Source organism: Arcticibacterium sp., assembly GCF_055134445.1.
This window is the reverse complement of record NZ_JBSRVI010000092.1, coordinates 1-19,520: the sequence shown is the minus strand read 5'-3', so window position 1 is coordinate 19,520 and position 19,520 is coordinate 1. Positions and strand designations below refer to the sequence as shown.

Genomic DNA, 19,520 nt, shown 5'->3' with positions numbered 1-19,520 from the left:
TAATTTGATCAAAAACATGGTTGTCGATTAACTTATCAATCAAATTTGCCCTATCAAACGCTTGATCGTATAGTCTCCCAAATGATCCATGAGTACTTGAAAAAGTACCGTGTAAGAGTAAAAGTGTTTTTTTTGAAGGGTCTAATTCAGAATAATTTACCGACTTAAAATCTTGTTTATCTCTTTGATAAGACAATAAATCATATTTCTCCTTCCCAAAAAAGTGATATATGCCTTTTTCTAAAGCTTCTTCACCCTTTTTCTTTGCAATCTCTAACCCTATTTGCTTTTCCTTATTTGCAAGTAGATTTAGGTTTTTGGCCGCTTCTGAGAATAGCTTACTGGCTTCGCCCTCATTTCTTTTAAAGGTCAATATTTTAATAATAAAACTGGTATTTCTTTCCTCAATTCCCTCAGTTAACTTGCGCTTGATATTCTTAGCTGTATATTTTATCTGCTTTTTAGGCAGAATAGGAATCTCATAATTCAAGCGATCTCGAACTGTATCGAAATTTTCTGTCTTTTGTGGCAATATATATTCAATGAAAGAGTCTTTTTCATCATAATTACTTTTATCGCTATGTTGGTAATAAACCAATGCCCCTTCCCCTGGGTTTAAAAACAGTGTCAATCTCAACTTTGGAAGATCATCAAACTGAAAATAGTCTTTATGAAATTCAAAATCAACTTCCTCTAAATTGATGAATCGCTCTTTAACTATAAAACCCTCTTCATTTGCTAACGGATTAAACTGCCAAATACTTTTAATTTCTTCTAGCGTGGAACCTTTTGAATTTAAGTTTCCATTTTCAGAATAAGTCACATTTCCTATAAGATTAAACTTCTTATTTTTAAGCCAGCCTAAGGTTCCCCAAATTGAATCTAGTTTTCCAAAATGTTGGTGTTTTACCTTTCTATAAAGTTGAGAACGGGAGTAATCATCTAGTTCTTGATAAGGCATTCCCAATGGAAGAAATGACGCATTTTTATATTGAAAAAGTAAATCGTTAGAAAAATTATGGGTTGTCATGTTTTGAAAATTTTTACGTTGGTTAAGTCTATTTTTATTCTCTATTTTTTTAAACTTAGTTCTGCTATACTTTATTTATAATAATGTGCCTATCTATGTTTTATCATTTACCGTTTGAATGCAATTTCCACTATTCAGAAATCACCTCCATTAAATAATCAGCAGTAGTTACAGCCAATTGGGTATCTTCTTTTATTAATAAATTTTGTACCTCTGCATAAGCGCATAGTGTTGGATTTAATAAATCACTTTAAAATGCATCACCAAGGTACTCTTTTAGCACTTTTTATATTCCTTTTTGGGGATACTTTTCATTATTACATTAGTATTATAATTTTTCCCCTTTTTTCATCGCCACAAATAGCACTTCTACAACTATTCTAAAAAGCTCCTCTCCCTTTTTCTCATTCAACAATGGAAGGTTTATTTCTTTATTTAAAAACATTACCGTAGAATTAATTGCTTCTTTCATTTCCTTTTTATCTCCTAAAATAAATCCCATTGAAATGTCATTCAGGTAATTTAGCAGGTCATCGGATAGTTTTTCCTCTAACTTTTCTATGATTCGATCTATGATTCTTAAAAAGAATTTTTTCTCAGCTTCTTCTCCCAAAAGAGGAATATTCACTTTTTCATTAATTTTTTGTAACAAGTGAACTTTTTGCTCTGGAGTCAATGTCATATAGTTAAAGTTTAGATTTATGAGCAATTATTACGTTGGAAATCCACCTGATAACTGGCTCTTCCTTCCTCCTATTCTCAGTTACTAAAACATCTTGAATCAATTTATTGGAATCCATTATCTTTTTAGCATCTAGCAAATTGTCTCCTTTAGCGATGAATCCTATATCCGACTTTAAGATATTCTGTATTTCTAGAGATCCTTAGGCCTCCATATTAGCAATCGACTCATTCTTAACCTCTACCCCAATTCCTCCTTCTTCAATCGTTATTAAGATAAGAAAGTTTTCTACTGTACTCCTATGAATATTATAGGCGGCAACTCGTTCTTTCGTGAAAATTGATTTCATGTAAATAAATAGATTTGGTTTATTGTTAATTCATTATAGAAAGTATTATAAAAGCAGGAAAGAGTGATTAGTTTTAAAACTCATCAGAAAATCTAAAACACTTACCGCAGCTTAACGTATTTTGAAAGTATTTAAGAGCTAATTTTAACTTTTCTTGTATGATTATGCCAATTAAAAATTTCATAGTCCAATTAAAATTCATCTATATTTCAACAACATAGTTCCACAAAAGCATAAAACAGATAATCAGGAACATTACCAATTATAAGTGATAATTACATCAAAAAAAAGAATGATCATTCAATAAAAGACCGGTTAGGAAGTTTGTTTATCTTAGCACTATTGAAGTATTAAAAAATAGATGTGTTGTATTTATGGGTTGAACACAGCAAAAAATCAAATATAAGAGCTATTATAAAATATATTTTATACTTTTATATTCATGACAAGAATATTTGCAGTCTTAATGTCTTTCATTATTTTAATAAGTTCTCTTAGTTTTAACTTGAGTGCCCACTATTGCTGTGATCAATTAATTAATGTGAAATTATTTGGTGAAGCTGATGCTTGCGCCATGACAAAAGATAGAATTTGCAACGAAGCTAAAATGTCTTGTTGCTCAGATCGTAACTTTTTGATTGAAGGGGAAGAGCACGTTTCTTCACAAGATATTACTAATAAGGAGAATAAAAAAAATGAAATTTTAATTGCAAAACTGAATTTCCCAATATTACTACTAGCAACAGAAAAAGCTCTAGTAGTCAAAACTACGAGATATATCCCTCCCCTCAATATCTGTGACATTTCCGTTCTAATTCAATCATTTCTATTGTAAATCCTATACAATAGAAGCTATTTTAACAAACTATTCTACTATTAATGAAACCATTATAGAAGAGTATACTTTTCATCTTTGAAAAGTAATCAAATTACGTTTCCACTAAATCAAAGTATATTATTTTGGAAAATATTATTCATATTAAAAATATGGTCTGCCCTAGATGTAAATCGGCGGTACAAGCAATTTTGGAAAAATTAGACATTCCATATTCCACATTGGAATTAGGTCTGGTAGAAACTATAAATCCTATAACTGACGTTCAAAAGAATAACCTAGCCACTCAATTAAAAGAAATTGGCTTTGAATTACTTGAATCTGAAAATTCAGTAATCATTAAACAAATTAAAAGTTTGATAATTCATAAAATCCATTATAGTGAGAATGAATTAAAAATCAACTTTTCTGATTATTTAGCTGAAAAAACAAAGCACAACTACAACCATTTAAGTCGTTTATTTTCAGAATCAGAAGGCATCACCATCGAAAAATACATTACCAAGCAAAAAATCGAGAGAATCAAAGAATTGATTTTTAACGATGATAAATCATTAGCAGAAATAGCTTTTGAAATGAATTATAGCAGCTCCGCTTACCTCTCTACTCAGTTCAAAAAAGAAACTGGAATTACCCCTTCTGAGTTTAAAAAAATAAAAGATTATAACTTTCAAAATCTTGACAATCTGTAATGTTAGCAATTAGAAAACAAGTATGCGTTTCTTTTCTACTGTTCTCATTTATGGGAGTACAGCTAATCTCTGTTGGCTGTACACTTATTAATATAATTCATTCAATTACACATATACAACACCCACATTCTGCACATAATCATGGAAGTTCTGATCATCACACTGCTGATGATGAGCCGAAAAACTCCAATGACAAAGAAAAATGTTGTGTAGAAAATTCAAGTATATTCCTATCAGGACTAAAAGTTAATCTAGTTTCTTCGAATCTAACTTTACCCATAACAAGTGTCAAAATATACTCCTTATTTGAAGTGGAGTCGCCTTCTATTCTTTCAATAAAGTCGTTTATTCATCAAATTAGGCCACCACCTAACCTAATCCTCTTTTCTTCCTTTAGACGAGTAGTTCTGCAATCACTTCAAGTTTGATTTTTCAATTATAAGTGTAAGCATGGAATACCTATGCCTACACATGTTTAACCTCCACAATTTTAGAGTAAAACAATCTGAGTAGTAGTAGACTATTATTTATGCAGAATCAATATAAAAAAATTACAGAACATCCTTTATTTAACCACCTTACAGTAGTTGAAAAGAAGTTACTATTGGACGATATGTCACATGAAAGTGCACTCCCAAAAGAGTTTTTGTACAAAGATGATTGTCGGATAAAGCACATATACTTCATTAGTAAAGGAACAATAATTCTAGGGAAGAACTTAGGAAGATCAAATGAATTCACCCATCAACTTACCATGAAACCCTTATTTCTAGGCATTGAATCACTAATTCTAATGAATGGAAACCACCAATTTGCAAAAACGGCCACGAAAGTTTCCTATTCAAAAATTAGCAAGGAATTATTCTATAAGATACTAATGAGTAACCCTCAATTCCACCAGACCATTAGGGGACAGCTTATAGACAGTTTATGCAACTTTGAGAAAAAGTACAGTATCCTTCATTCTAAAACAGAAATCCCAGAACGAATAAAACTGTTCCTTTTGGAGCTAATTATAACAGGGAATCAAACTTCAAATCACTCTCAAAAAATTATTCTACACATGACACATTTAGAGATCTCTAAATACTTACAATGTGCCAGACAATCCGTATCGCTTTATTTATCTAAATTAAAGGCAGAGGGTATTATTAATTATGGAAGAAACTATTTTGAGGTTTTAGATATTGAGAAGTTAAAGAAGTGTAAACTATATATTAGAATCTAAATCTTGTAAGTTTTCTTCAAAATTACATAATACTTGTTCTACTAAATCTTACAAACTTTGTACAAAATATTACCACCCATGTCACACACATATAGCATACACGGAATGACTTGTAACGGTTGCAGAAGTCATGTGGAAGAAATACTCTCTAAGGTTGATGGAGTTTCTTCTGCATCAGTTGATTTAGCAAAATCAGAAGCGACCATCGAAATGGCAAAACACATTTCCATTGAAACATTTCAGGAAGCATTAAAGAAAGATGGTGGAAGGTATAGCATTCATAAACAAGGAGAAATACCCACCACAACTAAAAAAAAACAAAATAAACCTACTGGAGACGGTACAGGAACATTTTACTGTCCCATGCATTGTGAAGGAGAAAAAACTTACGACAAACCAGGCGACTGTCCCGTATGTGGAATGGATTTGGTGGAAGAACAAAGTATAGGTGCTTCTAGCGCTGAGCAATGGACTTGCCCCATGCATCCTGAAATAGTTAAAGACAAATCAGGAGATTGCCCCATTTGCGGCATGGACTTAGTTCCTATGGAAGCAGACCTTTCTTCGGAAGAAAAAACGTTTAAGAAACTGTTGCGAAAGTTTTGGATTGCTGTTGCGTTTACCTTACCCATATTCATAGTTGCAATGAGTGAAATGATTCCAAACAACCCACTCTATTCCTTGTTGGGACAGAAATATTGGAATTGGATACAATTTGGACTTTCCATCCCTGTGGTATTTTATGCGACTTGGATGTTTTTTGAACGTGCCTACAAAAGCATCAAAACATGGAATCTAAATATGTTTACCTTAATTGGTATTGGCGCAGGTGCAGCCTGGATATTTAGTGTATTTGGAATGTTATTTCCTGATTTTTTCCCCGATCAATTTAAAACAGAATCGGGTGCCGTACATGTATATTTTGAAGCAGCCACAGTTATTCTTACGCTGGTACTATTGGGCCAATTACTGGAAGCAAGGGCTCACAGCAAAACCAATTCAGCTGTGAAGGAATTATTAAAACTTGCTCCGAACAAAGCCATCGTTGTAAAAGATGGGGTTGAAGTAGAGGTTTCTATTGATGAGATTAAGTTAAATGACCTTCTTAAAGTTAAACCAGGAGACAAAATTCCAGTTGATGGAGTTATCACTGAAGGAAGTACTACCGTGGATGAGTCAATGATTACGGGAGAGCCACTGCCAGTAAATAAAAGAGAGGGCGATAAAGTAAATAGTGGAACAATCAATGGAAATCAATCTTTTTTGATGAAAGCCGAAAAGGTAGGATCAGACACGCTGCTTTCTCAAATCATTCAAATGGTAAATGATGCCAGCCGCAGTCGTGCTCCGATTCAAAAACTAGCAGACACGCTATCCGGTTACTTTGTACCCGTAGTAGTTATCGTATCTATACTAACCTTTGTTGTTTGGGCAGTTTTTGGTCCCGAGCCAGTTTATGTTTACGCTTTTGTCAATGCAATTGCAGTGCTTATTATTGCTTGCCCTTGTGCGCTGGGTTTGGCTACCCCAATGTCTATAATGGTTGGCGTTGGTAAAGGTGCGCAAAATGGCGTGCTGATAAAAAATGCGGAGGCGTTAGAAAAAATGGACAAAGTAGACACCATGATTGTAGATAAAACTGGAACCATAACAGAGGGAAAGCCTACCGTTGAAAAAATTGGAGTGTTCGGAAATACTTATTCTGAAAAGGAAGTCCTTCAGTACATCATTTCTTTGAATACGATGAGTGAACATCCATTGGCGGAAGCTACCGTTAAATATGGCAAGGAACAAAACACTGAAATAATAAAAGCAGAGAACTTCAACGCTGTTACAGGTAAAGGAGTTGAAGGAAATGTTAACTCTAAAAAAGTAGGCATAGGAAATGCCAAAATGATGCAATATGCGAATGCCTCTTTGACTTCAGAAATGGAAAAAGAAGCCAATTCATTTCAAAAGCAGGGCAAGACCGTTTCTTATTTATCTATTGGTAATGAAGTTGCCGGTTTTGTTGTCATTGGTGACAAGATAAAAGAAACGAGTGCTAAAGCAATTAAGGAGCTTCAAGAAAAAGGAATTGCTGTGATCATGCTAACAGGCGACAATCACGATACTGCTCAAGCAGTAGCAAAGGAATTAAACCTTGAAGATTTTAAAGCCGGCATGTTACCTGAAAATAAATTGCAAGAGGTAGAGAAATTACAAAAAGCAGGAAAAGTAGTTGCGATGGCAGGAGATGGAATTAACGATGCCCCTGCTTTGGCCAAAAGTGACGTAGGAATTGCGATGGGAACGGGAACCGATGTCGCCATCGAAAGTGCCATGATTACTTTGGTTAAAGGAGATTTACACGGAATTGTAAAAGCTCGAAATTTAAGTGATGGAGTAATGAAAAATATCAAACAAAACTTATTTTTTGCATTGGCTTACAACACTTTAGGAATCCCTATTGCGGCAGGAGTTTTATTTCCAATATTTGGCCTATTGTTGTCTCCTATGATTGCTGCTTTAGCAATGAGTTTTAGTTCTGTATCCGTAATTCTAAATTCTTTGAGATTAAGGTCAGTGAAGATTTAAAGAAATGCAAACTTTTCCAAAGTTTGCATTTCTTTGGAAAAGTTTTAGAAACACTTACCTCCCCAATTTCAATATCCTAATTGCACCCCTTACTACAATTCCAAAAATGATTAAACCAATTACTAAGTCAGGGTATTTACTTTGTGTAAAGTAAACTAAAACTCCTGCGACAATAACTCCGCTATTAATTATAATGTCATTAGAGGTAAAAATTGCTGAGGCTTGCATGTGGGCTTCTTTGCTTTTCGCTCTTTGAATGAGGAAAAGGGAAACAGAATTGGCGATTAGGGCTAAAATTGAAATGATAATCATGTTCTGAAACTCAGGAATTTCAGACGTTCCGAAAACTCTTCTTATTAATTCAGCTAAACCTAAAACTGCTAAAGCCATTTGAAAATATCCACTTAAACGAGCTACTTTTTTCTTTTTGGCTATGGCTGCACCAACTGCCATCAGACTCAAAATATAAACCAAAGAATCAGCAAGCATATCTAATGAATCAGCGATTAACCCCATTGAATCTGAAAGCCAGCCATAGATCAATTCAATCAAAAAGAAGGTGAAATTGATAATGAGAACTGCCCACAACATTTTACGCTCATTCGCATTGGTTGATTTTTCAGCTACATAATCTTTAATTGATTCTTCAGAAATTAAAGTGGTATTGAGTTTTAAATCTTCTAAAGCATCAAGAATTAACTTAGAATCTGTTTCATTAACTATGGTCAGTTTCCTATTGGGAATATCAAATTCAAGTTGATGAATTCCATTTAACTCTGACAATTTCATCCGTATCATTTGTTCTTCGGACGGGCAATCCATTTGGGATATTTTAAACGTTGATCTTTTCATTTTTAACTTCTTTTTTTGGTCAATAGCAAAATTATAACTCCTATTATTGCAGCTATTAAAGAAGCAATTAAAATACTGATTTTCGAAACTTTTATTAATTCAGAGTTCGCAAAAGCAAGATTGGTAATAAAGAGCGACATAGTAAAACCGATCCCTGCTATCATACCCATGCCAACGATATGCCCCCACCTCAAAGATGTGTGTAATTCAGCAACACCCAACTGCTTACCAATAAATGCAAAAAGGCTTATTCCTATTACTTTTCCTATTGCTAAACCTAATAATATACCTAATCCAAGTGAACTTGAAATTACCTCTAAAATACTAACATCTAATTTCACACCAGCGTTAGCAATGGCAAAGATTGGGATAATAAAAAAGGCGTTAAAATCAATTAAGGCATTCTCTAATTTTAAAAGCGGAGGTCTAGAGTTCTCTGTATCCACTTGCAAAGCTTTTAGTATTTTTCTTTGACTAATATCTTGCATCGGATTCCGATTCTCAATATCTGTTTTCTCCAGTTCTATGATATTTATGGCTGTACGCTTTTTAAGAATTTTGCTGTCCAATTTAGGTTTTACGGGAATTGTGATGGCGAAAAGAACTCCAGCTATAGTAGGGTGAACCCCTGAATTGAGAAAGCAATACCACAAAGCCAAACCACCCACAATATACCAAATTAGACTTTTCAAACCAAAACGATTACACAACAATAATAACACAAATATGCCAAGCCCTGAAGCAAGAAATATCCAACTAATTTCATTACTGTAAAACAAGGCAATAATTAGTATAGCTCCCAAATCATCTGCAATAGCAAGTGCCACTAAAAAAATTTTGAGCTGCGTGGGAACTCTTTTACCTAGTAACCCAATAATACCCAATGAATAGGCTATGTCGGTCGCCATCGGAATACCCCAACCAACTGAGCTTTCGGCACCTGCATTAAAACTTACAAATATAAGTGCAGGGACAACCATACCTCCAAGTGCAGCAAGTAGTGGCATAGATGCTTTCCTAAATGTCGATAGCTCTCCCACCATAATTTCTCGCTTTAATTCCAAGCCGGCTACTAAAAAAAATATAGCCATCAAGCCATCATTAATCCACTCTTCTATGGTTAAGCTAAAAGTAAAATGATTTGAAATTTCAAATAAAAAATCATCTTTGAGGTAATGATGATAAGCATCAGCCCACGCAGAATTTCCAACTATTAAAGCAAATACAGTAGCTGCAATTAGAAACAAGCCTCCGGAGGTTTCTCTATCTAAAAACTTACTTGCCGTTTGTTTTATATATGTCAGCGTAGAATTGCTATTTACTGACTGATCCATTCTAATGCATTATCTTTATCTGTTAAATTAAAATACTTTACTTCCGAATCTGTAAAAATATTAGTTGTTTTGGCTACCCATTCTTGCCATTTCTTTTTGCCCACGAAAGCCATTTTTCCATAATCTGAAATATGCGAAGCATCTACTTTCATATCTGCCCAAAAGCCCTGCAAATCATAGCCGTGGAAGTCATTCATTTCAAGGTAAAAATCTACTTTGTTTCCTTTTTCGGCAATGCTATGTATTAGTGGATGTAACTTTTCAATATCACTTTTCGAGATTTTATCCTCTAATTTTACGGCGATTAGGTTTTCTTTCTTTGTTTCTAATAAATGTATCATAATTTCAATTTTTAATTAATTAAATTCATAAGTGTAATGGAAGTACATGTGATTTCTATCCCTCCAAATCATAAAACCATTCTCCTGCCCTTATAATAGCTTTTTGTATGGCTTCTTCTGCCGAAATTCGCTTCTTTTCGACAAGTTCTTTGGTAATTTCCAAAGCTTTTTCACGAACTCTAGGATTTAGGTCATTGAGTTCTGTTTTAAAATCTTCGAACATTCAGTTCAAACACTCTATTAATGGTTAAATAATTCCTTTTCTTTTTCAGCATCTATGTTCTTTTTCGGTTTTTTATCCAAAAAATAATCTAATACAATGCCCACTAAAATGACTCCCACAAACGTGGCATATACTTGCCAGTCAAATTGAATTACCAAAGACAGGCTAATGAGTATCGCTAAAATTGGCAGTATCGGTACTTTTCCAATAGATAAAGGTACTTTGAAAGGCCTGCCTTTATCGGGTGCTTTGAAACGCAATACGATAAGGGCAATATTCACTGCGACAAAAACTAGTAGTGCACCTAATGATGACATTCCCGCTACGATTTTAATATCTCCCAACAATATAAATCCCGCAACTGCCGCCATAACCAAAATGGTTGTAACCCACGGTACTTTTTGCGCATTGGTCTTGGTCATTAATTTTGGAAGTTCGCCCACGCTTGCCATTCCAAAAAGTAGCCTGCTTATGGAAATAATTCCGCTAAAGGCCGCATTGGCTGTGGCAAAAAGGGCTGCAACCGCCAAAACAACAGGCAACCAACCGTTGAGATTGGATGCCGCAAGAGAAAGTGGCGAATCCACTTTTGCCAATTCTGACGGGTCGCTTATGTTAAGTACCGTAAATGATATGAGCAAATAGATAATGGTCGTAAACACCATCGTCAATAAAAAGGCACGGGGAATGGTCTTGCCCGGATTCTTTACCTCGGAACCCAAAGCTGCCATATGTTCAAATCCTGTATATATAAAGAATAATGTAGCCGTAGCCGCCAAAGTTCCGGAAATTGATTCTACTTTAAAAAACTCTGCCTTGGGTGGACCAGTTTCCATAAGTCCAAACACTATCAATAGCAACAACCCCAATAGTTGAATGCAGACCATTATAATATTTGCTGTAGATGATTTTTTAATGCCAGTAATACTTAACAATGAGAGCAATATTAAAATGCCATAACTAATCAAAAGAGAGGGTACGCTAAAAAATGTATTGAAATAACCTGAAAAAGCAAGTAGCACCGCGGCGATGGTGGCCGAACTGTGAAACGCAATTGTCCAACCTGTCAGAAAAGATGGAATGTCAATTTTAGGAAAGGCTTTCCGCACAAAAATAAATTCTGCACCAGCATTAGGATAGCTAGAGGACAATTCTGCATACGACATTGCAGAAACACCAGCTGCAATTGCAGCAAAAATAAAACTCAACCAAAGGTCTGTGCCTGCCTGGCCAGCAGCTGCGCCAATGACGGTATAGATGCCTGCCCCTACAATGGTGCCGACACCGTAGAAAGTGAGTCTAAGGGTTCCCAACGATTTTTTTAGTTCTGTCATACTTTTTGCGTTTAGTTAATGCCGTAGCCTCCTACTCTGTCAGATTTCGTGTTTCTTTTTCAAGAGAACCTTCAAACTTAGGCAACGATCTGTTTTTCATTTCATCTTCTGTTTCTACCAAACCATTTTTTCTTATATCATTTATCAACCATTGCATTTCCATAATTTCCCTACGTTGTGCTTTAATAATTTCATCGGCTAATTTTCTTACTCGTACATCCTTAATTTGTGCACGATCACTTGTAAGAATAGCAATAGAATGATGTGGGATCATTCCTTCCATGTAGTCAACACCAGTAACTGTGACTTGTGTTCTTACTAATCCGATTCCTCCAGCAATTAGCAAAATACCCAGTAAAATGACAGTAAAATTGACACTACGCTTTTTGTACATATTTAACATAAACAACAGCATAATGATAATCATAGATCCAGCCATAATGAATGTCATAAAAAGCCTTGTTTCACTAAACCAAAAATGGTCAATGATTTGATAAGAGTTGGTGTACATCAAAAAGTACATTGCTACCATAGCGGTTGCAATCATTCCAAAAAATTTGAAGTAATTATTTTCGTTTTTCATTGTATTTAATTTTAATTCATTTATTTAAATTTGGTTATTACTTTTTATAAGCCAAAAGCCTTAAAGCATTAAAAACCACTAATAATGTAGAGCCTTCGTGTATAACGACTGCAATACCAATGCTTGCCCAACCCATAATGGTTGATGGAATAAGTAGAGCAACAATACCAAGGCTGACCCAAAGGTTTTGCTTAATAATGGCTTTTGCCTTCCTGCTCAGGCCTATGGCAAAGGGCAGGGTTTCCAATTTATCGGCCATAAGGGCAATATCTGCGGTTTCAAGAGCGACATCGCTGCCCGCTGCTCCCATGGCAATTCCCACTGTGCTGTTAGCCATTGCTGGAGCATCGTTCACACCATCACCTACCATCGCTACTTTAGATTCTTCCTGTTTTAATTTTTTAATTGCTTCCACTTTCTCCTCGGGCAGTAAACTTCCCCAGGCATCGGTCAGCCCAATTTCTTTGGCTACAGCATCGGCAACTTTTTGGTTGTCCCCGGTTAGCATTATCATCCGCTTTATACCGATTTCCTTTAATTTTTTCAGTGTTTCCTTGGCTGCTTCCCTTGGGGTGTCCATCAGGGCGATGATACCGATATATTCTTTGTTCCTTCTTATGAGCATCGTGGTATTTCCGCCACCTTCCAACTCTCTAACTTTGGATGTTACTTCTTCGGATGGTTTATCGCTGTCCAAATCTTCATATAGGTCAAGATTGCCAACATAGATTTGGTCATTTCCCAAGGATGCTTTAATCCCTTTTCCGAGAACCGCTTCCAAATCTGATGCATCGGGAATTTCAATACCTTCCAAACGCTCCCTGCCGTCACGAACCACGGCTTTGGCCAAGGGATGGTCGCTCAAGTTTTCAACAGCAACGGCTATCTTTAACAGTTCATTTTCTTCAATATTCCCTAATGGTACTACTTTGGTAAGTTTAGGCTTGCCTTCGGTAAGTGTACCTGTTTTATCGAAAGCCAAGGCAGTAATCACTCCTAAATCTTCCAGCGGTCGCCCGCCTTTTATGAGTACGCCACCCTTTGCAGCTCTTGCAACACCACTTAATACGGCACTTGGTGTTGAAATTGCCAATGCGCAGGGACTTGCGGCGACCAATACCGCCATTGCACGGTAAAAACTTTCACTAAAAGGTTCATCAATCACTAAGAATGCAAACAATAAAATACCGACCAAAATCAATACCGATGGAACGAAGTATTTTTCGAATTTATCGGTCAGCAATTGTGTAGGCGATTTTTGAGTCTGTGCCTCGTTAACCAATTTTACCAAGCGAGAAAGCGTAGAATCTTTTGCTTCTTTAATGACCTTAATCTCCAAGGTGTTATTGCCGTTGATAGTTCCAGCGAATACACGATTTTCGTCTTTGATATCATCGTCTGCCGAATAATCCTTGCCCGTATCTTCCACGGAAATTTTGTCTACAGGTACACTTTCTCCGGTAATTGGTGCTTGGTTTACGCTGCTTTTTCCATTGACCACGACACCGTCAGCCGATATTTTACTATTTGGCTTGACCACTATAATATCGCCTATACTTAATTTTTCAATCCCGACTTCTTCTGTCTTGCCATCTTTTTTTAGCAAAGCTGTTTTTGGTGCAAGGTCTGCAAGCGCAGCAATGCTTTTTCTTGCCTTGTTCATTGCATAATGTTCCATAGCATGTCCCAAGCTGAATAAAAACAATAAAAGTGCACCTTCTGCCCATTCTCCCAGAATGGCGGCACCTATAGCAGCAACAAGCATTAAAAAATCAATTTCAAAACCGCCCTTGGCCACAGTTTGAACCGCTTCTTTAGCAGTAAAGAAACCACCGAAAAAGTAAGCGCCTATGTACAAAGTAAGACTGACCCAATCCGGGATGGATTCCACATAAGAAAGCCCGAAGCCTATTCCGAGAAGTACCCCACAGGTAATGGAAAAAATAAGCTCCGTATTTTTTCCAAAAACCCCACTATGTGAGTGATCGTGATCTTTACCCTCTTCATGATTATTGTCTTCTTCACCTGTTTTATGATCATGCTCTTTATCAGTTTTTTGAGGTTTTATTTTAGTGTCTTGTTTCAGATACTGCTCTGCACTAACCTGAGTATCTGAAAGGTCCAAACCTTCTTTTCGCAAGCCTTCGAGTATTTCAGCCTCATTGGTCTGAGTGGTATCAAATTCCAATCGTATCATACCGGAACCTGAGACAGCGGCTTCCAGAATTCCTTCTTTACTCCGTAGGTTTCGCTCTATGTTACGGGCATGTCGTATATGCCTAATACCTTCCACTTCAATAAGTTTATGACCAAACTTTTCTGTAATTTTTGCTCCGGTTTGCTCCGCTAGTTTTTGAATCTGGTCAAGTGATATCAACTCAGAATCATAGTGAAAACAGAGCTGCGGTACACCATTGTCGGTTTCATCAGCTACATGTACTTTATTAAGTCCTTCTTTGCCTTTTAATTGTGTGATGAGCTTTTCTACACATTGGTCTTTTTCATCAGGTACTTCGGGAAGTATCAGAGGTATTTTTATTTTTATTTTTTTCATATCATAAAATTTTGTATTCTTAGAGAACGTAATATTTATCTGATTCTACTTTTGAAGGAATATCCTTCTCTCCAATCATTTGCTTTAAATTAATTTCAATTGTTTCTGCTAAATCTGTCATTGGGGTATCCAAGGGTTGATTTTCGAAAGGGTCTTGCATCAGAATTGATGTTTTTTCAATAGCTAAAAAAATAATTGGGATACCGATGGTCAAACCTATCTCTACTGCCAAATATTGGTCTGATAACCCAAATGGAAGCATGGTAGCAAATACATAAATAATGGTATGAATGAGCAAACTATGGGCTTTAGGAAATATAGTGTTTTTTATACGCTCACATTTTCCCATAGAATCGCACAAACGAGCTATTGTGCTATCTATTTGAACTTGCTGAAAATCATTAACCATATTGTTTTCTTTTGCTGCTAATAGCGTTTCAGAATGTTCCGAAAGTAATGCATTTGGCAGGTTAAAAGCATCAATATTGTTCGTATCAAGATATTGCTTTATCCTATCTGAGTTAGGCAATTTTCTTAATGCTTCGCCAAGGGCATAACACCAAATTATCTGACGATGGGTCATTTGCTTTACCGTTAGACCATAGTTTTCATGGGTTCTGTTAAAAAAAGAAACGCACTGTCTTATGAGTGTTCTAGAATCGTTTACAATTGCTCCCCAAATAATTCTTGCTTCCCACCAACGCTCGTAAGCTTGATTGGTACGAAAACCAAGGAGTAAAGCCACAGCGGTGCCAAAAACCCCTGTAATTGCAATTGGTACAGATATGTTACTCAAAAAACCGTATTGATCTAAAATACCAATAGATATGGCATAAGACACAATAAATATAATGTCATATTTAATGTATTTAAGAAAGGACCAGATGGATATCCGTTTGTTTAAGAGCATTTTGTTTGTTTATTTTTATGTTTTAAAATTGTTTGCTTGTAATTTCCGTTTATACTTTTCATTCTTGTTTATGCTGGTGCTCAAACTTCTTTCCTATTTTTTGTATAATTGGATAGATGAAAATAGCAATGGCAGAAAGGAAGACGATTCCAGAATACATTGCATAAATCCCAGAAAAAAGTTTACCTGCATTGGTATTTGCTTCGTCTAATGGTCCCATTCCCGTAAGAATCATTGCGGCATTTAAAAAACTATCTATCCAACTTAAGCCCAACAAAAAATGATACCCCATCATTCCTATACCCAAAGAGGCTGTAACGATTATCATCAATATTACCGTACTATTGAATATTTTATGATATAGCATATCGTTCCAAGTTCCCATATTTTTTTTATTAAATTACTGGTTGTCCAATTTTAAAACCATTTGTGCAAACTGCACTTCTATGGCATCATCGATACCTTTTATGATGGAATCCAAGCCTGTATCAGCCACCAAAACCTGTCCTCTGGCACTTATCAAACACGACATACTTACACCTTGTTCAATATGTGTAATGGTTGCTTTAAATTGTGATTTAAAGGCTTTTCCTTGATAAGTAACATCTATCAGCCAATTAAAGTCGATAGGGTCGTGCCGTTTTGACAAAAAATCAGCAGAAGGCACCGTACCGGTAAACCGAAGCATTAAGGGGTCTTCCTCCCCTGCCAGCATAGCTTTAATTTCAGGGTTGTTGGTCGATAGCGTTTTAAGGTCGAGTACTCCATTCACGATTTTGGTATCATAATCAAGATATAAGGCCAATTTATGGCTTTCTGCCTTAAAGGGGACACTATCAAGCATTGCCATCATCTCAACGTGGCCTTCTTCGGTCCTGTAAATTTTTTGGGCGTTCACATTGAGAATACCAAAAAATAGAATTATCAATATATAGTACTTCATCGGTTGTTATTTATTGATGCGTTCAGTACCGCAATTAGGGCAAAATTTTGCCTCGACTGGCACACTCTCGTTACAGTTACTACACTTGGACTTGCCTAAAGGTGAACCGCACTTTTTACAAAAGGCTGCGCTCTCTTCATTTTTCTCACCACAGGCCGTGCAACGAATCATAACCTTTGCATCTGAACTATCTTCCCTATAGCCATAACCGCGCTTATTATGATGTCCGCGGGAATGATGGCCTCCGTTTTGAAAGCCTCGAAATAAATGTTTTAAAAATCCCATATCAGTTTATTTTTTAGTTATTCTTTAGTTAATCATCCAATGCCCTATCATCAGTTACTTTCAATCCATATTTTGGCTTCCTGTTTTTGGTCTGGACCAAAATATTTGATTTCGGCATTGCAAAACGGTTTCATAAATTGGGTGGCCCACTTTCGCCACTTTTTTTCGCCGACCAATGCTATTTTTTCATACTCCTTTTCGTGTTCAACATCTTTAGTGAAATCTTTCCATAGCCCTTCTATATGCCAGCCTTGAAAATCGTTCATCTCAAAATACCACCGAACCTTTAAGCCCTTATCGAGAATACTATGGATAAGCGGATGTATTTTTTCAAAGTCGTACTGGTTGAGTTTACCGCTAGCCTTTGTGGTAACCACATTTTCGCTCTTTATGTCTGTAATCTGTAACATCTTTTAAAATTAATATTATTATTAGTGCATTGTATGTGCAAATATCCATTGGCTTTACACTTGCTTTTCTTAATTATAAAGCGCCTTTTTTTTTCCTAAGTGCAAGATGGCTTCGGGCAAATCGAGTTCGCGCGTTCCGTTGCCGGTTCTAATATAAAACCGTGACCTCCCGTCTTGACTTAGATAGACCGGTGTTTTGGCCGGGTCTATTTCTATGTAGCACACATCATTTTCTCCATATCTGTAAAAAGATACATTTACAGCCGTACATAAATGGGTGCCCAATTTTAGAGATATCAACTGCATCAGGTATTGTTCAAAACCATCAATGTCTTTCTTCTTGAGTGTTTTGAAATCATTATCAAGTCCTAAGGCTACCCCATTATCATCAATACCAATAAATAGATTTCCGCCATCCGTATTTATAAAAGCTGCAATTGTTTTAAGTACGGCAACCTCAATTTCAGGATTTCTTTTTTCCAGTCTTATGTCCCATCGTAAAGTAGATTTGAATTCAACATGACTATTTTCGCCACCATTTATTAAAGCCAAAGCTTCGTTTTTGTGATTCAACTCCTTTACTCTGTTAATAAGGGTTTTGATAAAGAGTATACTGACCAGCATAGGTAGCACCAGATAAACCGAAAACACCAATAATCAGTACGTTATGCCAATCACTAATTGAGACAATTGATTTATACTCATTAATCAATAAGGAGAACCAACTACCTTTATCATTGTGTGCATCGTATGTAAAAAGGGAGAGAGTAAATGGTTTTATAACTGTTATACCTGATAGTATGCCAATTAAAGACCATTTGAGAATATGCTCTTTCTTTATTGATTTTATAGTTTTATCCGCACTCATTTTAAATAATCATTTACATTTTTTGCACCATCGTCCTTTTCGTATGCTATCAGGAGTTGCTTCAAATTGGTGTCCTTTCTGACATTCCCAAGTCAATTTGGTTTTGACATTTACATAATTATTGGACAAACATTTCCCTTTTTTGGTGGCTGCAAGCCGGTTCATTTCAACTATGCCTAAAGGCTGATTACTTGCACAACTAGGACACCAACTACCTCTCGTTTTTACACTAAAAGGAGTAGCCTGCCAACGATGACCATAAATACACTCCCACCAAAGGTTAGTTTTGGAATTGATGTAGGTTTTAGACCAGCAAATCCCACCTTTTGATTTTGCCAATAATTGCATTTCTTGTATGGTTCCTCTTCCTGTTTGTCCCATTTGTATAAAAGCTTTTATTTATCATTCAATATAATAGGAGATTTACCATCAGAAATTATGATTTTTGCATTGTTTGATTTCACTAAATCTCTTGTTATTTCTAAACTTTTTAGTTCGATTAATTTATCAGTAAGTGTAGAATTTACAATTTCTTGCTGCTTTTTTATGGCTTCTGCTTCTATCAGCATGCGTTCTGCCTCTTTTTTTTGTTTTTCTATGTAAAAGTCAATATCGAGCCGTTGTTTTTTAATCTCCAATTCCTTAATCTTTAGATCTTTTTCCAATTGAAAGTCGAGTTCATTTCTTTTCACTTCATTGTCAATAACTGTTTTCTTGGCTGTTTCTTCCGCATTTAACTTTGCTTCAATGGTTGCAATAACATTAGCTGGAAGATCCACTTGCTTAAGCATCACCAAATCCATTGCAAAACCATATTTTCCAACAATGGAGTCCATTTTTTGCTTTACCTTTTTTTCTATGTTTGCTCTTTCTGTGATAAGTTCTGTGGCACTGTATTGAAGTCCTGTTTGCCGAAGAATGCTAATTAGATTATCTTCCACAACTTTTTCCTGATAATCTTCTCCAAAAGTTTTATACACACTAACAACTTCGAAAGCATTTAAATGATAGAGTAGTGTGATTTCAGAAGTAACTTCAATTCCTTCTTTGGTATGAAAGTTTATGTTGTTAGAATAGTTAGTCACACGCGTGTCAAAGCGTACTATTTTCCTTCCGAAAATGGCAAAAAAGTGATGAGGACCAGGGTCAAGAGTTTTAGTTTTCACTTTCCCAAAGTGTACATCAACACCCACTTCTCCTGGTTGCACTACGGCACAGCTTTGAACAAGCAAAATGGCTATTACAAAAAGAGATATAAGTTTCAATTTTTTCATATTACATATTTTAGTTAAAATTTAATTTTTTCTCTTAAATAGCCTTCAGCCCCACCTATTGTTTGGAGGCTTTGTGCATCTTCATCCGATATGGTTATCTTAAATACCTTTTCAAATTCGATCGTTAATTCAACCAAATCGAGAGAATCAACTCCTAAATCATTTGTAAAATGGATATTGGGTTTAATGTCCTCCTCATTAATGCTAAGAGTTTTA

24 protein-coding genes are annotated in these 19,520 nt (G+C 35.7%); 4 read left to right on the top strand and 20 right to left on the bottom strand.

Going from position 1 to position 19,520, the window contains the following annotated elements; all coding sequences use genetic code 11:
• The 3 genes from ACTBZY_RS12330 to ACTBZY_RS12320 all read right to left on the bottom strand — a co-directional run.
• The coding region (locus ACTBZY_RS12330) for a hypothetical protein (RefSeq protein WP_463046633.1) at positions 1 to 823 on the bottom strand (823 nt) is incomplete at its 3' end.
• A 535-nt stretch (positions 824 to 1,358) separates the two neighbouring features.
• Positions 1,359 to 1,712 carry a hypothetical protein gene (locus ACTBZY_RS12325; protein WP_463025643.1) on the bottom strand — a complete coding sequence of 118 codons (354 nt, stop codon included), beginning with the start codon at positions 1,710 to 1,712 and terminating at the stop codon, positions 1,359 to 1,361.
• 202 nt (positions 1,713 to 1,914) lie between these two features.
• Entirely contained in the window at positions 1,915 to 2,061 is a 147-nt protein-coding gene (locus ACTBZY_RS12320) for a hypothetical protein (RefSeq protein ID WP_463025642.1), read from the bottom strand.
• 442 nt (positions 2,062 to 2,503) lie between these two features.
• On the opposite strand from ACTBZY_RS12320, the gene ACTBZY_RS12315 reads away from it, so the two are divergent.
• The 4 genes from ACTBZY_RS12315 to ACTBZY_RS12300 all read left to right on the top strand — a co-directional run bounded on the left by ACTBZY_RS12315 (position 2,504) and on the right by ACTBZY_RS12300 (position 7,393).
• Positions 2,504 to 2,896 (top strand): HYC_CC_PP family protein, encoded by a 393-nt coding sequence (locus ACTBZY_RS12315; RefSeq protein WP_463025641.1) that lies wholly within the window; start codon positions 2,504 to 2,506, stop codon positions 2,894 to 2,896.
• Between the two features lie 125 nt (positions 2,897 to 3,021).
• Positions 3,022 to 3,588 carry a helix-turn-helix domain-containing protein gene (locus ACTBZY_RS12310; protein WP_463046632.1) on the top strand — a complete coding sequence of 189 codons (567 nt, stop codon included), beginning with the start codon at positions 3,022 to 3,024 and terminating at the stop codon, positions 3,586 to 3,588.
• 877 nt (positions 3,589 to 4,465) lie between these two features.
• Positions 4,466 to 4,816, top strand: a complete 351-nt coding sequence (locus ACTBZY_RS12305) for a Crp/Fnr family transcriptional regulator (protein ID WP_463046631.1) — start codon at positions 4,466 to 4,468, stop codon at positions 4,814 to 4,816.
• A gap of 78 nt (positions 4,817 to 4,894) precedes the next feature.
• Complete coding sequence (locus tag ACTBZY_RS12300) at positions 4,895 to 7,393, top strand: heavy metal translocating P-type ATPase (protein ID WP_463025636.1); 2,499 nt, start codon at positions 4,895 to 4,897, stop codon at positions 7,391 to 7,393.
• Positions 7,394 to 7,447: 54 nt separating this feature from the next.
• Here ACTBZY_RS12300 and ACTBZY_RS12295 read toward each other — a convergent pair whose 3' ends face one another.
• From ACTBZY_RS12295 to ACTBZY_RS12215, 17 genes are all read right to left on the bottom strand, one after another.
• Positions 7,448 to 8,245 carry a cation efflux transmembrane domain-containing protein gene (locus ACTBZY_RS12295; protein WP_463025635.1) on the bottom strand — a complete coding sequence of 266 codons (798 nt, stop codon included), beginning with the start codon at positions 8,243 to 8,245 and terminating at the stop codon, positions 7,448 to 7,450.
• 2 nt (positions 8,246 to 8,247) lie between these two features.
• Positions 8,248 to 9,579, bottom strand: a complete 1,332-nt coding sequence (nhaA, locus tag ACTBZY_RS12290; protein ID WP_463025634.1) for a Na+/H+ antiporter NhaA — start codon at positions 9,577 to 9,579, stop codon at positions 8,248 to 8,250.
• Positions 9,564 to 9,920 carry a SpoIIAA family protein gene (locus ACTBZY_RS12285; protein WP_463025633.1) on the bottom strand — a complete coding sequence of 119 codons (357 nt, stop codon included), beginning with the start codon at positions 9,918 to 9,920 and terminating at the stop codon, positions 9,564 to 9,566. Before ACTBZY_RS12285 ends, nhaA begins: the two co-directional genes overlap by 16 nt.
• A gap of 55 nt (positions 9,921 to 9,975) precedes the next feature.
• Positions 9,976 to 10,143 (bottom strand): hypothetical protein, encoded by a 168-nt coding sequence (locus ACTBZY_RS12280; RefSeq protein ID WP_463025632.1) that lies wholly within the window; start codon positions 10,141 to 10,143, stop codon positions 9,976 to 9,978.
• A 17-nt stretch (positions 10,144 to 10,160) separates the two neighbouring features.
• Complete coding sequence (locus tag ACTBZY_RS12275) at positions 10,161 to 11,477, bottom strand: APC family permease (RefSeq protein WP_463025631.1); 1,317 nt, start codon at positions 11,475 to 11,477, stop codon at positions 10,161 to 10,163.
• 31 nt (positions 11,478 to 11,508) lie between these two features.
• On the bottom strand, positions 11,509 to 12,060 hold the full coding sequence (locus tag ACTBZY_RS12270; RefSeq protein WP_463025630.1) for a DUF305 domain-containing protein: 552 nt from the start codon (positions 12,058 to 12,060) through the stop codon (positions 11,509 to 11,511).
• A gap of 37 nt (positions 12,061 to 12,097) precedes the next feature.
• Complete coding sequence (locus ACTBZY_RS12265; RefSeq protein WP_463025629.1) at positions 12,098 to 14,614, bottom strand: heavy metal translocating P-type ATPase; 2,517 nt, start codon at positions 14,612 to 14,614, stop codon at positions 12,098 to 12,100.
• A gap of 19 nt (positions 14,615 to 14,633) precedes the next feature.
• On the bottom strand, positions 14,634 to 15,524 hold the full coding sequence (locus ACTBZY_RS12260; protein ID WP_463025628.1) for a bestrophin family protein: 891 nt from the start codon (positions 15,522 to 15,524) through the stop codon (positions 14,634 to 14,636).
• Positions 15,525 to 15,582: 58 nt separating this feature from the next.
• A complete protein-coding gene (locus ACTBZY_RS12255) occupies positions 15,583 to 15,909 on the bottom strand; it encodes a hypothetical protein (protein ID WP_463025627.1) in 327 nt (108 codons plus the stop codon).
• A gap of 15 nt (positions 15,910 to 15,924) precedes the next feature.
• Complete coding sequence (locus tag ACTBZY_RS12250; RefSeq protein WP_463046630.1) at positions 15,925 to 16,467, bottom strand: hypothetical protein; 543 nt, start codon at positions 16,465 to 16,467, stop codon at positions 15,925 to 15,927.
• A 6-nt stretch (positions 16,468 to 16,473) separates the two neighbouring features.
• Positions 16,474 to 16,752 carry a zinc ribbon domain-containing protein gene (locus tag ACTBZY_RS12245; protein ID WP_463046629.1) on the bottom strand — a complete coding sequence of 93 codons (279 nt, stop codon included), beginning with the start codon at positions 16,750 to 16,752 and terminating at the stop codon, positions 16,474 to 16,476.
• A 50-nt stretch (positions 16,753 to 16,802) separates the two neighbouring features.
• Positions 16,803 to 17,162 carry a SpoIIAA family protein gene (locus ACTBZY_RS12240; protein WP_463025625.1) on the bottom strand — a complete coding sequence of 120 codons (360 nt, stop codon included), beginning with the start codon at positions 17,160 to 17,162 and terminating at the stop codon, positions 16,803 to 16,805.
• 69 nt (positions 17,163 to 17,231) lie between these two features.
• Entirely contained in the window at positions 17,232 to 17,735 is a 504-nt protein-coding gene (locus tag ACTBZY_RS12235) for an AlbA family DNA-binding domain-containing protein (protein ID WP_463046628.1), read from the bottom strand.
• Between the two features lie 13 nt (positions 17,736 to 17,748).
• Entirely contained in the window at positions 17,749 to 18,030 is a 282-nt protein-coding gene (locus ACTBZY_RS12230; protein WP_463025623.1) for a hypothetical protein, read from the bottom strand.
• Positions 18,031 to 18,039: 9 nt separating this feature from the next.
• Entirely contained in the window at positions 18,040 to 18,411 is a 372-nt protein-coding gene (locus tag ACTBZY_RS12225) for a zinc-ribbon domain-containing protein (protein WP_463025622.1), read from the bottom strand.
• Between the two features lie 14 nt (positions 18,412 to 18,425).
• Complete coding sequence (locus tag ACTBZY_RS12220) at positions 18,426 to 19,304, bottom strand: prohibitin family protein (RefSeq protein ID WP_463025621.1); 879 nt, start codon at positions 19,302 to 19,304, stop codon at positions 18,426 to 18,428.
• Positions 19,305 to 19,318: 14 nt separating this feature from the next.
• A partial coding sequence (locus ACTBZY_RS12215) for an acyl carrier protein (RefSeq protein ID WP_463046627.1) occupies positions 19,319 to 19,520 on the bottom strand: 202 nt, incomplete at its 5' end.